This window comes from Rhodococcus sp. 14-2470-1b (genome assembly GCF_002259415.1).
Lineage (GTDB): Bacteria > Actinomycetota > Actinomycetes > Mycobacteriales > Mycobacteriaceae > Rhodococcoides.
The window spans coordinates 124,383-140,014 of sequence record NZ_NPFY01000025.1; the positions used below are offsets into that span (position 1 = coordinate 124,383).

The following is a 15,632-nucleotide window of genomic DNA, read 5'->3' on the forward strand; positions in this document are numbered from 1 at the left end:
TCGGAGCTGTGAGCAGAAATGTGCACACTGGTGCACATTTCTACTCACAAGGGGTTGATGAGTCCTAGCGAAATCAGGTCGTCGAGCGGTTCACTGATACTGCAGGTCCCGAACGACAGGAATGCGCGGTCGGTGTCGATCGCGGCGACTTCTTTCGCCACGACATCGGGATCCCGGATCGCGAGGATGCGTTCGAGATCACGAACGGAATCACCGTCGGCCGCGGCCTGAGCTGCAAGCAGCACATTCAGATAGCCGTGCTGCTCGAAACCGTTGTCCGCGGCGGTGTTCCGGATCGCGTGATGAAGCCCTGCGGTGGCTTTGAACCGAACACCACGACGGGAGGCCTCGGCAATGCCCGCCGCCAGTTCCGCCTCGTCCGGATACAGGTCCGCTGTGACGCCTCCCGTGCGGAACTTCGCCCGGTAACCGCGCCGCTCGACGGCGTCGAAGACGTCGTTTCGGCGATCGTCGCGGGGGATCTCGACGTAGACATCGACGTTGTCGGCGACGGCGCGCAGTGCAGTCAGGTCGGTGCCGTCCGGAATTGCGACCTCGACGGCTACGACCGAAACGCCTGGGATCGACTGCGCTGCTTCGAGTCCTGCAGCGACGCTCGACGGGCCTCCAGGAGCGGTCAACGACAGGTCGATCTTCGTGGGCGTCAGCTCATGTAGTCGCGGGATCGGGAAGACGAACGGCCCGACGAGATGTGCGTAGGCTGCGTCGCGGTAGCCGAGGTGCTGCGGCACCGCGTGGCCCAGAGGTGCGTTGCCGGGCGGGAACAGGGCTGCGTCGTCGCACAGTCCGTGGAAGAGCTCCGGTATCGAGGATGCGGTCACGACGCCGGTCCTCGCCCAGCCCAGCTCCAGGCATAAGCCGGGTCTTCGCAGGCGAGCGCGCCCTCGCCGAGTTCGAGGGGGCGGAACGTGTCGACCATGACGGCGAGTTCGTCGAAGAACTCGGCGCCGATACTACGTTCGTACGCGCCGGGCTGGGGACCATGAGCATGTCCGCCAGGATGGATGGAGATCGAGCCCTGCCCGATGCCCGAGCCCTTACGGGCTTCGTAGTCGCCGCCGACGTAGAACATGATCTCGTCGGAGTCGACATTGGAGTGGTAGTACGGCACCGGAATCGACAGCGGGTGGTAGTCGACCTTGCGCGGCACGAAGTTGCAGATGACGAAATTGTCGCCCTCGAACGCCTGATGCGCAGGCGGGGGCTGGTGCACACGACCGGTGATGGGTTCGTAGTCGGAGATGTTGAACGTGTACGGATACAGGCATCCGTCCCAGCCGACGACGTCGAACGGGTGGTTCGGATACACGTAGCGGGTGCCGACGATTCCAGTGGATCCACGGTGTTTGACGAGGACCTCGACATCTGTGCCCTCGGCAAGCAAAGGGGCGGCCGGACCGTGAAGGTCACGCTCGCAGAACGGTGCGTTCTCCAGGAGCTGGCCGAACTTCGACAGGTACCGCTTGGGCGGGACGATGTGGCTGTTCGCCTCCATCGCGTAAGCGCGTATCTCGCCGTCGGGGACCCAGCGATGCGTCGTCGCGCGGGGGATCAGTACGTAGTCGCCTTGGCGTGCCTGCAGTGCGCCGAACACGGTTTCGACTGTAGCGCTGCCGGATTCGACATAGACCATCTCGTCGCCGGTCGAATTACGGTACAGCGGCGACGGCTTCGTGGCGACGACGTACGAGATTCGGACGTCACCGTTTCCGAGGATCAGTCGGCGGCCGTCGACCACGTCGGTCTCTGCGACGACGTCCGGCGGGAACAGATCGTGCAGCTTCAGGTGTCGTGGTTTTAGTGGGTGATTCGGCGTCGTCGACTGGTCGGGTAACTCCCAGACGGTCGCGTCGACGATCGCCGATGGGATGTGGCGGTGATAGAGCAGCGACGAATCCGAGGAGAAGCCCTCCTCGCCCATCAACTCTTCGTAGTACAAGCCTCCGTCGGGTGTCCGGTGCTGAGTGTGACGCTTCGGCGGTACCGAGCCGAGTTGCCGGTAGTAGGCCACGAGATCTCCTAGATGTGTCCTGAGCTGATAGTAAACACATTAACTAGTTTGGAGTGATCTGTGCAACCCTGGCCGTCAATTGCGCCCGCGAACGTCGAACTGGCTGCGGTTGGTGATCAGCTTGTTCAGCAGCATGACGAGAATCCGCTGCTCGGGTTCGGTGAGGACGCTTGCCCACGCCTGTTCGCGCTCGTTCTGTTCGGCGAAGGACTCGACCATGCGGGTGTGTCCGTCGTCGGTGAGGGCGAGTCGGACCGATCGGCCGTCGACCTGGTCGGGTGTCCTGACGAGCAACCCGTCGGCAATGAGTGTCTTGGACAGGTTGGATACCGCGGCTCGGCTCATTCCGCTCAGTTCGGCCGCGCGCTTCGGTTCGATCGGTCCGGCGAGCCAGGTCACGAAGAGCAGGCGGAACGAGGACCACGACCAGCCGCGCGGCCGATGGATCGAGGATTCGAGGTCGTAGGTGACGATGTTCGACGCGCGGTTGAGCGTCAGGAGTACTTCGGTTGCCAGTTGATGTTCGAAGCCGTACTCGCCCGCGAGCTTGGAGTTGGCTGCGGCGATGAACGACCAGAAGTCGGGTTCGTCGGAATCGGTCACGTCAGTAACCCTAACGACCGTGCTAGAAAATAAATGTATGTATCAAATATCGTCGCGGGACACCGTTCGGTAGGCGACACGCCAACTGCCGTTCTCGTGGACTACTCGGTCGTGGACCACGGTGAAGCGTACGAGTCGAGTGGCGCCACCTCGAGGAGTCGCCATGATCTGCAGATAGCAGTCCACGTCCAGTGAGCCGTCCTGGCGATCGTCGACGGAGAGATTCGTGATCACATGGCGGCGCTTTTCCCGTGCGGCAGTGGCATCGGCGAAGAACTGCTCCGCAAACGCCGTCAGCGCGGCCGTGCCGACTGCGGGCTGCGGGTAGCTCGGTGAATCGAATACCCCGTCCTGGGTGAACGTGCGCGCCCATTCGTCCGCGCGTCCCGAGTCGATCGCATGACTTTGGCGGCCGTAGAGAAGTTGTATCGCAGTAGCAGTCTCCGCGTCGATCATGAAGCTCCCTCAGCCGTGCGATAAACGCACATAATGTGCGATTCGTAGTCGCGAGAGTATGTCGGTCGCTCGAGTAGGGTCAAGTCAGATTTCCGCCGCCGGCGACGAGCAAGGGGAGTGACGTTGACGCTGCTGATCCATCGTGCGACACGCACGAGTGTTCTCGCGTCCGCTCTGGCCGATGTTCTGGCCACGCCGTTGTCGGATCCGTTCGCGGCCGAGGTCGTCTCCGTCCCCGCACGTGGTGTCGAGCGGTGGTTGACGCAGCGGCTGTCGGTCTCCCTCGGTGGTGACAGGGGCGACGGCGTTGCCGCCAACATCGAGTTCCCCTCTCCGGCAAAGCTTGTCGACGAAGCCCTGGCAGACGCTGCGGGCTTCGACCCGGTGGACGACGCGTGGTCGACGGATCGAGTTCTCTGGGCAACCCTCGCGGTCCTCGACGAGTCGATGGACCAGCCGTGGTGCGCGGTGGTGGCGCACCACCTCGGGCACGGTGCCGACGACCATCGCGCCGGACGTCGGTGGTCCACGGCGGCTCATCTGGCGGGTCTGTTCCGCACCTACGGGGCGGACCGGCCGCTCATGCTCGTCGACTGGCAGCGCGGCGTCGACAGTGACGGACTCGGCGGCGACCTGCCGGAGGATCTGCGTTGGCAAGCCGAGCTGTGGCGCGCGGTCCGTGAACGTATCGGCACGCCGAGTCCGGCGGAACGGCTCTCGGAAAGCTGTGACGTCGTGCGGAGCCGTCCCGATCTTCTCCGGCTTCCGGACCGATTGTCGATCTTCGGCGCTACTCGTCTGACGACCGATCAACTGCAGGTGGTCGCAGCCATTTCAGCGCATCGAGACGTGCACTTCTGGCTTCCGCATCCCAGTCGTGCGCTGTGGGACGAGAGGGCGCGGTCGAATTCCATCGTCAAGCGTGCGGACGACCGATCGATCCTGACGATCGATCACCCGCTGCTCGCCAGCCTGTCCCGGGACGTCCGAGAGCTCCAGTCGAGACTCCTTGCTCTGGACGCCAGGATCGTCGATCGCGCCGAGGAAGAATCCTTCGAAGTACCCACCCTGCTCGGACGTGTCCAAGCCGATATCGAAGCTGCACGCGCGCCGGTGCATTCGGCGACACCCGACGGAACCATCGCCGTGCACGCGTGCCATGGCGCGGCCAGGCAGGTGGAGGTCCTCCGCGAGGTGTTGCTCCACGCCTTCGAGGAGGATCCGACACTCGAACCGCGTGACGTGGTGGTGATGTGTCCGGACGTCGAGACCTACGCACCGTTGATCAGAGCGACGTTCGGACTGGGTTCGCTGGATCATCCCGGGCACTCGCTCAGGGTGCGCCTCGCCGACCGCAGTCTCCGTCAGACCAACCCGATGCTGTCCGTCGTGGCGACAGTGCTCGATCTCGCCGTCGGGCGGATCACCGCGAGCGAAGTTCTCGACTTGCTTGCCGCCGAACCCGTTCGACGGCAGTTCTCGCTCACCGACGACGATCTGGAACGACTCCGCGAGTGGACGCAGGTGGCTGGCGCACGTTGGGGCCTGAACTCCCGGCAGCGACGCGACGTCGGCTTGGACGACTTCACCGAGAACACGTTCTTCGCCGCCGTCGATCGACTGCTTCTGGGAGTATCGGCCGACGAAACCGCGCACCACTGGCTCGGACGTGCCCTGCCCGTCGACGACGTCGACGGCAGCGACATCGATCTGACCGGGCGTCTGGCGGAATTCATCGACCGCCTTGCCAGCGTCGTACGCGACATGCAGGGAACCTCCACCACGTCCGAGTGGCGTCGTGCCCTGGTTCGAGCACTCGACCTCCTCGCCGACGTGGCACCGGCCGACGCGTGGCAGCGAGCGCAGGCACTGCGTGAGATCGCGGCCGCCACACGTCACGGCGATGCGGCACCGCTCCGGCTCGCCGACGTCCGGGCCATGCTCGCCCGAGCGCTCGCAGGCCGCCCGTCTCGAACGAATTTCAGGACGGGCGAGCTGACGGTGTGCACCATGGTTCCGATGCGTTCGGTTCCGCATCGGGTGGTAGTACTTCTCGGCCTCGACGACGAAGTGTTCCCCCGCACAGGCGGCATGGACGGGGACGACGTGCTCGCCAGGGATCCAGCACCTGGTGAACGGGACGTCCGCAGCGAGGACCGTCAGTTGCTGCTCGACGCGGTGATGTCCGCCGGGCAGAAATTGTTGCTGTTCTACACCGGCGCCGACCCCGTGAACGGATCCACCAAACCTCCGGCGATACCGCTGAGCGAGCTGCTCGACGTCGTACGCACCACCGCAGGCGCCGACGTGGTCCGCCGACATCCGTTGCAGCCGTTCGATGCGCGAAACTTCGATGCCGAGAATCCGTTCAGCTTCGACGCCGTGTCGTTGAAGGGTGCGCTCGCCGCCCAGAAGGACAGCGTCCCCGCCGACGAGTTCCTGCCGAGTCGCCTGCCGGCCCGCACGCCGACCGATGTCGCGCTCGCCGACCTGGTGTCGTTCTTCGAGAACCCGATTGCGGGTTTCCTGAAGCAACGCCTCGGTGTGCGGATTCCCGAGACCGACGACGACATCGCCGATTCGCTCGACATCACCCTCGACGGCCTTCAGCGGTGGGAAGTCGGGGACCGGATGTTGAACGAGATGCTCTCCGGTACCGAGCTGGACGACTTCCGTGCGGCGGAAATGCGTCGTGGAACGTTGCCGCCCTTCGAATTCGGAGCCCGGTCCCTGAGAGACATCGTCACCGGCGTCGACACTCTCTACGAGGCCTCGCGAGAGATACACCTCGTTCCTCCCCGCGTGGTGGACATCTCGGTGGACCTCGGCGGTGGACGCAGGCTCACCGGGACGGTCACCGGAATTCACGGTGACGTCATCGCGCGCACGTCGTACTCCAAGCTCGCTCCCAAGCACCGGATCGCTGCGTGGATCAGACTTCTGGCCGTTGCTGCGCAGGACGGTTCGCGTCCCTGGCTGGCCGTGACGACAGGCCGCAGGATGGGATATCACCCGATGCGATCGACGATGAACGCGCCGACCGACGCTCTCGCGGTGTTGGCGGAGTTGGTTGCGCTGCGCGACACGGGCCTCGACGCACCACTGCCGATCGGGCCCATCGCGTCGTCGGTCTACGCGGAGAGGAGAACGGCGGGACTGCCTGCCGAGGACGCGTGGAAGGACGCGAGCGACAAATGGTCCGACAGGTTCGGTGACCACACCGACCGCAGTATCGCGTACGTACTGGGCCCCTCCGCGCCCCTCGCGGCTCTGACCCGAGGCCACTGGAACGAGTTCCCCTCCGGAGCAGGTGCCGAGAAGACGGTGTTCGAATCGCTCGCCGGGGTGGTCTGGCGCCCACTGCTGGCGAACGAGGAGGTACGGCGACCATGACGGACTTCGACCTCTACGGTCCGCTCCCCACCGGCACCACAGTGCTGGAAGCCAGTGCGGGCACCGGAAAGACCTACGCGATAGTCGGATTGGCCACGCGCTACGTCGCCGAGGGCTTGTGCGACATCTCGCAACTGCTACTCGTCACGTTCTCCCGAGCCGCCACGCGGGAACTGCGTGATCGAACCCGCGCGCGGTTCGCCTCGGTGGCAGCACAACTCGCGTTGCCCGGTCCGCACGACGACGGCCTGGTGGCCTTTCTGGCCGAGACCACCGACGAGGAAGTTCTGGCGAGACGGCAGCGTCTGCTGCAGGCACTGTCCGAGTTCGACTCCGGCACCATTGCGACGACGCACAGCTTCTGCCAGCGGATGCTCGACAGTCTGGGCATCGCGGGGGAGAACGAGCCGGACGCCGTGCTGGTGGAGAACGTCGAGGACCTGACGATGGAGGTCGTCGACGACACCTTCCTTCGTCGCTACGCCAAGGTCGCGGACCGTGATCCGCCGATGACGCTCACGGAGGCACGCGAGCTTGCGCGAAAGGCCATCGCCGACAGGCAGTCTGTCCTGGCACCCGAGACGGATGTCGATCCTGCCGTCGGACATCGAGTGTCGTTCGCCGAGGAGGTACGCACCGAGGTCGGCCGACGCAAGCGGATCGCAGGAATCCGAGACTTCGACGATCTGCTGGAGCTACTGCACGGGGTCTTGGCGGATCCTGAGCTCGGCGAATTCGCGTGCGCACGTGTCCGTGAACAGTTTCAGGTCGTCCTCGTGGACGAATTCCAGGACACCGACCCGTGGCAGTGGGGAATCCTGGCCCGCGCCTTCCACGGAAACTCGACGCTGCTTCTCGTCGGAGACCCGAAACAAGCGATCTATGCGTTCCGCGGCGCCGAGGTGTTCAGTTACCTGGACGCGGTGTCCGTTGCCGATCACCGGCTCGAGCTGACCACCAACTGGCGAAGCGACGCGGGCCTGCTCGCGGCACTGGAACACGTGTACGGCGGCGCTGCGCTGGGCCACGAGGGCATCGTCGCTCACCGGGTCGGCGCCACGCACGAGTACTCCAGGCTCAGCCACGGCGAGCCGCTCCAGGTGAGGTACCTCCCACGCACGGGTGCGGGCCCGTTGAACCGGTCCGGATTCCCTGCTGTCGACAGAGTGCGAGGCATCGTCGCCGCCGATCTCGCCGCGGACATCGCCGAGTTGATCGCCGGCGGCACGACCATTCGACTGAACGGCGTGGAACGGCAGGTCGAACCAGGAGACATCGCGGTCCTCGTCCGATACAACGCGCAAGTTCCGCTCGTTCGTGACGCTCTCGATCGGGTAGGCGTTCCGTCGGTGCTGACCGGGGGATCCTCGGTGTTCGAAACGCCCGCGGCAACGCAGTGGCTGTGGCTGCTTCAAGCGATGGAACAACCTCACCGAGCCGATCGCGTCCGGATGGCTGCGCTCACACCGTTGCTGGGTCGTACGGCAGAGCAGCTCGACGCCGGTGCCGACGACATCGTCGCCGGGCTGAGCAGCAGCTTGCGAGAATACGGAAACCTCTTCGGTCGAGCGGGATTCGCGGCCATGTTCGAGAAGCTGAGCGGAGACACGGCATTGGAGGCGCGCCTCCTGGCACTCGATTCGGGGGAGCGCGCGCTGACCGACATTCGCCACGTCGCGCAGCTGTTGAACAAGGCGGCCGTCGAAGACCTGCTCGGCGCAACCGAACTCGTCCGGTGGCTGACCGAGCGCATCAGCCATCCGCATGCGGTGAACACCGGTGAACGCAGCCGCCGACTGGACAGCGAGGCTGCAGCAGTGCAGATCGCAACGATCCACGCGACCAAGGGACTGGAGTTTCCGGTCGTGTACGTGCCGTTCGCGTGGCACGCGACATCCCCGCAGAAGCCCGCGACGCTGGTCTACCACGACGACGAACACCGACGAATCCTCGACGTCGGTGGTGGGCGCGGTCAGGGGTGGGGTGCGAGAAAAACGCTGTCCGACAAGGAACAGGCAGGCGAGGAGCTACGCCTGCTGTACGTGGCACTCACGAGAGCCCAGTGCCGAGTCGTCCTGTGGTGGGCGCCTGCGGTCACGACGGCCGGGTCACCGCTGCACCGAGTGCTGTTCGGCCGAATGCCGGGAACGGCGGAACTGGAGCCGAGACCGAAGGTGCTCGACGACGCTGCCGCCGCGAACCGGCTGGAATCATGGGCAGGGGCCGCGAACGGGACAGTCGCGGTCGAACCGGCCGAACGCCGCGATGCGCGTGCGCCGGTCGACTCGACGCCCCGTGTGCAGCCGGCGCTCGGCGCAGCGGTCTTCGGACGCTCGCTCGACATGCTCTGGCGCCGCACGTCCTACTCCGCCATGACCGCGGCGGCCCACGAGGGGCCAGGAGTGCGCAGCGAGCCCGAGCAACCGGGGATCGAAGACGAACCCGACGAGCCTGCGTCGGGTCCGGTGGTCGGACCAGACGACGACATGCAGGGCATCCCGTCCCCGATGAACGGTTTGCCCGCCGGAGCGGCATTCGGAACCCTGGTGCACGAGATTCTCGAGCACCTGGACACGTCCGCCGATGACGTGGAGGCCGAGCTGCTGAGCCGATGCACCGACGCGATCGAGGAGAACGTCGCGGACATCGAGCCGCAGGCGCTGGCCGACGCGTTGCTACCGGTATTGCGCACACCCCTGGGTTTCGGAACCCTGGAGGATATTGCACCGTCGGATCACTTGGCGGAGCTGAACTTCGAACTTCCTCTCGCGGGCGGTGACAACCCGACCGCGCAGGTCGTGACCATCCGGGGCATCGCTCGGCTCCTTCGCAGCCATCTGCCCGCGGACGACGTCCTGGCCTCGTATGCAGACCGTCTCGATGCCCTCGAATCACCGCCGCTGCGAGGGTATCTGACCGGAAGCATCGACTCGGTCCTGCGTGTTCACGAAGCAGACCGGACGCGCTACGTCGTCGTCGACTACAAGACAAACAGAATCACCAGTGGAGACCTCACCGTCGAACACTTCACCCGCGAGCGTATGGCCCAGGAGATGATGCGCTCGCACTACCCGCTGCAGGCATTGCTGTATGCCGTTGCCCTGCACAGGTATTTGCGCTGGCGCCAACCGAATTACGATCCCCACACCCATCTCGGCGGTGTGCAGTATCTTTTCGTGCGCGGCATGGCAGGCCCGCAGACACCGGCCGGTTGCGGAGTCTTCGATTGGTACCCGCCACCGGCACTGGTCACCGACGTGTCCGATCTTCTCGCGGGACACGATTCGAGATCCGGTCGACCACAGGCGGACCGACCAGGTCGGGCAGGAGCGGAGCCTGCGGAGCGACCAGGCTGGGCAGGAGCGGAGCCTGCGGAGCGACCAGGCCGAACAGGAGGTTCGTCGTGACCGATGCGTCGTTGGTGAAGCGAGCGGACGGGCTGTTGAAGACGTTCAACGAGGTCGGCGTTCTGGCTCCGGCCGATGTCCACGTTGCCCTCCGGCTCGGTGCGCTCGGCGGAGAATCGGATCCGAATGTTCTGTTCGCCGCTGCTCTTGCGGTCCGGGCTGTGCGGTCAGGGTCGGTGTGCCTGGATCTGCGGAGGCTGAGGGACGTAACCGTCGACGAGGAGTCCGACGTCGACCTCGATTCGTTACCGTGGCCGGAACTCGGGGATGTGTTGACGGCCTTGCGTGCCAGTCCGTTGGTGACGGGAGGGGATCGCGGGCCGCTCGTCCCACTGCGTCTCGTCGACACCGACGACGGCGAACTGCTGTACCTGGATCGGTATCACCTGCAGGAGCGCACGATTCGGACAGTTCTGGAAACCCGCGAATCGTCGAGGCCCGATGTGGACGTCGACGAGGTGAGGTCGCTGCTGCACGAGCTGTTCCTCGACGAGCGCGGGCAGCCGACGATGGCCCCGGATCGGCAGCGGATCGCGGCGGCTCTTGCTGCCACACAATGGACGACGGTCATCGCGGGCGGCCCCGGCACGGGCAAGACGCACACAGTTGCCCGGGTGCTGGCGATGTTCTCCCGACAGTTCGGTCCGGGGATTCGGATCGGCCTCGCCGCTCCCACCGGCAAAGCAGCGGCCCGGCTCCAGGAATCGGTGACCGAACAGTCTGCAGCCCTCGGTCTTCCGCCGGGTATCACTGCCATGACGGTGCACCGATTACTCGGGTGGCAGCGGGGGAGCAAGAGCCGGTTCCGTCACAACGCGACCAATCGCCTGCCGTACGACGTCATCGTCGTCGACGAGACGTCGATGGTGTCGCTGACCATGATGTGCAGGCTGCTCGAAGCCGTTCGTCCGGAGACCCGGCTCGTGCTCGTCGGCGACCCGGATCAGCTGACGTCCGTCGACGCCGGTGCCGTCCTCGCGGACCTGGTGGCGCGTCCGATCCGAGGCATCGCCGCTGCCGACGGCGGACATTCGGACGGGCGGCATGCCTCGCCGCTGACCGCATTGATCGAGGACGACCTCGACGCCGTCAGCGATCCGCACGAGGCCGCGTTGTCGGCGAAGGAACGGGCCCGTCTGGCAGGCGGGGTCGTGCGGTTGAGCCGAGGCCGACGGTTCGGCGGTGCCATCGCGGAACTCGCCGTCGCTGTTCGCGACGGTCGAGCGGACGACGCGATTGCGTTGCTGAAGGACAGGCCGAACGAGCTCTCCTTTCATTCACCAGTGGAGTTGGACGAACTCCAGGCGGATGTTCTGTCCACCGCCGCGTCGGTGACGGACGCAGCCCGCGCCGGTGACGCATCCACGGCATTGGCGGAGCTGGAATCGCACCGACTTCTGTGCGCACACCGTCAGGGCCCGTACGGGGTGCAGACGTGGGCGCGCCGAGCAATGGACTGGGTGGGCGAGTCGTCCGGCAGCTTTCTCGATCCTTCGCGCTGGTACCCGGGCCAGCCGTTGCTGGTCACCGCGAACGACCACGACGCACGCATCTACAACGGCGACACAGGAGTGGTGATCGATACCGGAGAGGGCGCGTTGATGGCCGCGTTCCAGCGGGGTAGCACGCCACTGTTGGTGCATCCGAACGTTCTGTCGTCGGTGCAGACGGTGTACGCGATGACCATTCACCGCAGCCAGGGCAGCCAGTACGACACCGTGTCCGTGCTGTTGCCCGCGGAAGCCTCGTCGCTGCTGACTCGTGAATTGCTGTACACGGCCATCACGCGAGCACGGAAACATGTGCGGATCATCGGTACCGAGGACGCATTGCGCGCCGGCGTGGAACGTCAGGTTCTACGAGCCAGCGGACTTCGCCGGACGATCGTCGAGTGACGACGCGGAGCCGAGGTGGCGACGCAGACTGACTGCGGTGTCCGACCACGACCGCGCCTGCTGTTCCCAGACGCGAGCACGGGCCGGCGTACCCCGGCGACGGAGCTCGAACGCCCGAGCGGTTGCCCGGTCGGCGTGCACGCTCGCTGTGGCAGCCAGTTCGTCCAACCGGTCGACGCCGCAGAGGGATGCCACCGTCACGCTGTCCAACGGACCTCCGGCGAGCTCGCAGAACGTGTGCAGTGACCGAAGCCCCTCCGGCAGTTCGGTGGATGCGTGCAGTTCCGCAGATGCTGCTGCGACGGGTTGCGGCTCGTGAGCGAGCGCTACCGGTCCACCGCCGCCGTCGGCCAGTCCGACCGTCCAAGCGCTGAGGAACGATGGATGAGGCACGTTCCACACTTCGCGGAACGTGGCGACAGCCACCGTGGCCAGCAGATCCGCCTCGTCCCGCGGTCCGTCCACGGTGAAGTCCATCACCGTGCCGTCGATCATGGGTTTTCCGGCCTCCGACCAGCCGAGACCGTGCAGGCGCCGATCGGCGGCCATCATGTCGACATCGCCGGGGTAGAGGTAGGACGGCAACGACGCGACGCCGACGATGACGTCGCCGTCGATCGCCACGAGGTCCACATAGGGCCGCTGGCCCCGCTGTCCATGGGATGCCTGGGCCGAGGTGATGGTGACGTAGCTTCCCGTGGGCATCGCCGCGACATGCGCGGTCAGGTTCTTCTCGAACCGCTGCCACGCACCCGCGACCCCGGCATCGAACACCCCGGCATCGAAGACACCGGCATCGAACGGACCGTGCTCGATACCACCCTGCTCGGTAGACACATGCGCTCCTTCGTCGAACCGGATTCTCGAAGTTTCACCCGGCTGTAACCGCCGCCCTCGAAAGATATCGGCTGGGTCCGACAAAGTCGGTGAGGCACGAGTCAGAGGGAGTGAACGATCTCCTCCCACACGCCTGCCACCACGGAGTCCGTCGCGCCGGTCTGGGTGAACAGCACGGGACAGTGGCCGCGTCGGTCGTAGAGCTCGATGGACGCTGTCGGGCCGCGTACGCCGGAGGTGACGGTGGCCCAGCATTCGGTGACGTGGGTCAGGTCCACCATCATCCGGCACAGTCCGGACGCAAGTGTGAGGTTGCCGCCGGTCATGCGTGCGGCGATGAGGTGATCGTGGTGGATCTGCATGCATCCCGCGCCCGCGGTGACCATGGTCATGGGAAGTTCGAGGTAGGCGAGGTGCTCGAGCGCGCCCGCGATTGCCGTCGGATCGATCTGGCGTATGCCGAGCGAGGCCAACGCCGGAAGCGCAGCCTGCCGCGCCATGCCGCCGTCGGCGAGGATCGAGTCGAACTGCTGAATCTGGTCGGCGCCCTCCCACTCGGCGAGAGCGTCCGCGTCGGAGACGGGGGTGCGGGGGCGTGGCACCACCGTGTACGACGGCCGTGTGTGCACCGATCTCAGTGCTTCGAACGCCAACCTGTCCGATCGGGGCGTCAGATAGCTTGCGTGCGCCGCGGACCCGGTGGTGTCGAACATCCTCAAGGTCGGAGGGAGGTACTGATCGGGGTCGGTGGCTACCGCGGCGTGGAGGCGAGACATGTTCATCCGCAGCGAGATTCGGTTTTTCGCAGTTCGGATCGGTCCGCCGATCTCGGTGGGGACGTCGTAATGACCGACGTCGTTCATCACTGCCGGCCCGGAGACCGTGATGGCCACGATCTCGTCGAGCAGGGGCAGGAACTCGGCGACTCCTGCGGCGCCGCCGCCGATCTGCCCACCCGAGAAGTCCGGCTTGGTCAGCAGTGCGTCCAGATCGCTGATCGCGGCCGAGTCGCCTGCGTCGGTGGGTGCCCCAGCCGCGCAACGGCATTCACTGTGGCGGCCGCAGGGTCTGCGTGAGCCGCTGGGCAGAGCCGGCGGGCCGGGGGTGGATGTGGGATCGTCGGACCGATCCCCATCCGAACTGGATGGAGCGGACATGGTGATACTCCTGAGGAAGTACTGCTGTGACGATTTTCTCGGCCCGCGACGGGTCAGTACACGTCGCGCAGGTAGCGCTTGGCGCGCTTGAGCTCGGCCACGTAGTCCTCGGCCTGATCCGCGGAGCGTCCACCGTGCTCGGCAATGACGTCGTGCAGCGCGGCATCGACGTCCTTGGCCATACGAGTGGCGTCACCGCACACGTAGAAGTGACCGCCCTCCTCCAGCCACGCGTACAGCTCCTTGCCGTTCTCTCGCATGCGGTTCTGCACGTAGACCTTCTCGGTCTGATCGCGCGAGAAAGCCAGGTCGAGACGGGACAACACGCCGTCACGAGACAGCGCGTTCAATTCGTCCTCGTAGATGAAGTCAGACGCGCGGTGCTGATCACCGAAGAAGAGCCAATTGCGGCCCGATGCGTTGCGCGCGCGCCGTTCGTGAAGGAACGCACGGAACGGAGCGATACCGGTACCGGGTCCGACCATGATGACCGGCGCGTCGTCGTCCGACGGCAGCCGGAACGATTTGTTCGCGGAGAGAAACACCCCCGCGCCGTCGCCCTCTCCGACACGGTCCGCGAGGAACGTCGAGCACACACCGCCGCGGTCACGTTCTGCGGAGCGGTACCGAACGCTGGCGACCGTCAGGTGGACGGTGCCTTCGTGGGCCAGCGGCGACGACGAGATCGAGTAGACACGATGCTGCAACGGGCGGAGCAGTTCGAGAAGCTCGGCGGGCTCGATCGTCAGCGCCGGATCGAGCGCGAGCACATCGAGGACGTCTTTACCCCAGGTCCAGGCGTCGAGAGACTCGCGGTCACCCGTCTGGAGGACGTGCTGGAGTTCGTCGTCGCCCGATCGTTCGGCGACGGCCTCGATGAGGTCCATCGACGGCACGCCGATCTCGTAGGAATGCGTCAAGAGTTCGTCGAGACGCTGCTCGGAGCCCTTGACCGTGACCGTCGTGTCCGGGTCGACGCTGAGCCGCCCGATCAGTGCGTCGACGAGTTCCGGGTGGTTGACCGGCTTGACGCCCAGTCCGTCGCCTGCCTCGTACGTCAGGCCGCTGTCGCCCAGCGAGAACGCGTAGTGACGGACTTCCTTCGACGACTGCGGCCCGGAGAGAACGCGATTGGCGAGGACGGTGGCGCGGTACGGGTTCTTCCGGTTCCACGGTGACCGCTTGGAGGCACTTTTCGCGGGCTTCGCTGCAGGTGCTTCGGGCTGTGCAGATGGAGGAGCCGCGCCGCCGTCGACCGATGCGATGGAGGGGACTGCGCCGGCCAGCCATGCTGCGGCCGCGTCCTCGTATTCGACGTCGCAATCCAGACGGTCGGCCGTCCGGGTCGCCCCGAGTGCTTCCAGTCGTGAGTCGATGTCTCGTCCCGCCTTACAGTATCCGTCGTAGCTCGTGTCGCCCAGTGCGAGGACCGCGAAGTACAGCCCTTCCAGTCTAGGTGCACTGTCGGCGGCAACAGCATCCCAGAATAGCTGGGCGTTGTCCGGCATCTCGCCTTCGCCGTATGTAGATGTCACAACGATCAGGCGACGCATGGCCGCCAACGCGTTCATGTCCACAGCGTCCAGTGACGCGACATGAGGGTCGAGCCCGTGCTGTCGGGCCAGGTCGGCGGCGTCCTGAGCGAGCGCTTCGGCGTTTCCGGTCTGGCTGCCGTACAGAATCTGCAGCGGGACCGCAGCGGCTACCGAGCCAGTGTCCGGCTGCACGGCGGAACCGGTGGGCATCGCCAGTCGTGAGTGGAGTCCCGCCAGAAAACCGGACAACCAGGCGCGCTGATCTCCGGTGAACGGCGCGTCCTCGGGAATGTAGGGAATGAGCACTGAACTTTCCG

10 protein-coding genes are annotated in these 15,632 nt (G+C 65.7%); 3 read left to right on the forward strand and 7 right to left on the reverse strand.

What is annotated here, in order from left to right; all coding sequences use genetic code 11:
* Positions 1 to 44: 44 nt before the first annotated feature.
* The 4 genes from CH293_RS19100 to CH293_RS19115 form a co-directional block, all read right to left on the reverse strand.
* Entirely contained in the window at positions 45 to 842 is a 798-nt protein-coding gene (locus CH293_RS19100) for a hypothetical protein (protein WP_094721157.1), read from the reverse strand.
* On the reverse strand, positions 839 to 2,032 hold the full coding sequence (locus CH293_RS19105) for a homogentisate 1,2-dioxygenase (RefSeq protein WP_033187813.1): 1,194 nt from the start codon (positions 2,030 to 2,032) through the stop codon (positions 839 to 841). Before CH293_RS19105 ends, CH293_RS19100 begins: the two co-directional genes overlap by 4 nt.
* Positions 2,033 to 2,107: 75 nt before the next feature.
* A complete protein-coding gene (locus tag CH293_RS19110) occupies positions 2,108 to 2,635 on the reverse strand; it encodes a MarR family winged helix-turn-helix transcriptional regulator (protein WP_020113024.1) in 528 nt (175 codons plus the stop codon).
* A gap of 42 nt (positions 2,636 to 2,677) precedes the next feature.
* Positions 2,678 to 3,091 carry a nuclear transport factor 2 family protein gene (locus CH293_RS19115; protein ID WP_094721158.1) on the reverse strand — a complete coding sequence of 138 codons (414 nt, stop codon included), beginning with the start codon at positions 3,089 to 3,091 and terminating at the stop codon, positions 2,678 to 2,680.
* 117 nt (positions 3,092 to 3,208) lie between these two features.
* Between CH293_RS19115 and recC the strand changes: the two genes are divergently transcribed.
* From recC to recD, 3 genes are read left to right on the forward strand one after another with little or no spacing between them, the layout of a single operon-like run.
* Positions 3,209 to 6,484, forward strand: a complete 3,276-nt coding sequence (recC, locus tag CH293_RS19120; protein WP_094721159.1) for an exodeoxyribonuclease V subunit gamma — start codon at positions 3,209 to 3,211, stop codon at positions 6,482 to 6,484.
* Complete coding sequence (locus CH293_RS19125; protein ID WP_094721160.1) at positions 6,481 to 9,891, forward strand: UvrD-helicase domain-containing protein; 3,411 nt, start codon at positions 6,481 to 6,483, stop codon at positions 9,889 to 9,891. Before recC ends, CH293_RS19125 begins: the two co-directional genes overlap by 4 nt.
* Positions 9,888 to 11,786, forward strand: a complete 1,899-nt coding sequence (gene recD, locus CH293_RS19130; protein WP_094721161.1) for an exodeoxyribonuclease V subunit alpha — start codon at positions 9,888 to 9,890, stop codon at positions 11,784 to 11,786. The genes CH293_RS19125 and recD overlap by 4 nt, the downstream gene beginning before the upstream one ends.
* Here recD and CH293_RS19135 read toward each other — a convergent pair.
* The 3 genes from CH293_RS19135 to CH293_RS19145 all read right to left on the reverse strand — a co-directional run bounded on the left by CH293_RS19135 (position 11,748) and on the right by CH293_RS19145 (position 15,621).
* Entirely contained in the window at positions 11,748 to 12,623 is an 876-nt protein-coding gene (locus CH293_RS19135; protein ID WP_094721162.1) for a hypothetical protein, read from the reverse strand. The genes recD and CH293_RS19135 overlap by 39 nt on opposite strands.
* A 101-nt stretch (positions 12,624 to 12,724) precedes the next feature.
* Positions 12,725 to 13,780: a hypothetical protein gene (locus CH293_RS19140; protein WP_094721163.1), complete on the reverse strand. Its 1,056-nt coding sequence runs from the start codon at positions 13,778 to 13,780 to the stop codon at positions 12,725 to 12,727.
* 53 nt (positions 13,781 to 13,833) lie between these two features.
* On the reverse strand, positions 13,834 to 15,621 hold the full coding sequence (locus CH293_RS19145) for a sulfite reductase subunit alpha (protein ID WP_094721164.1): 1,788 nt from the start codon (positions 15,619 to 15,621) through the stop codon (positions 13,834 to 13,836).
* Between the last annotated feature and the right edge of the window lie 11 nt (positions 15,622 to 15,632).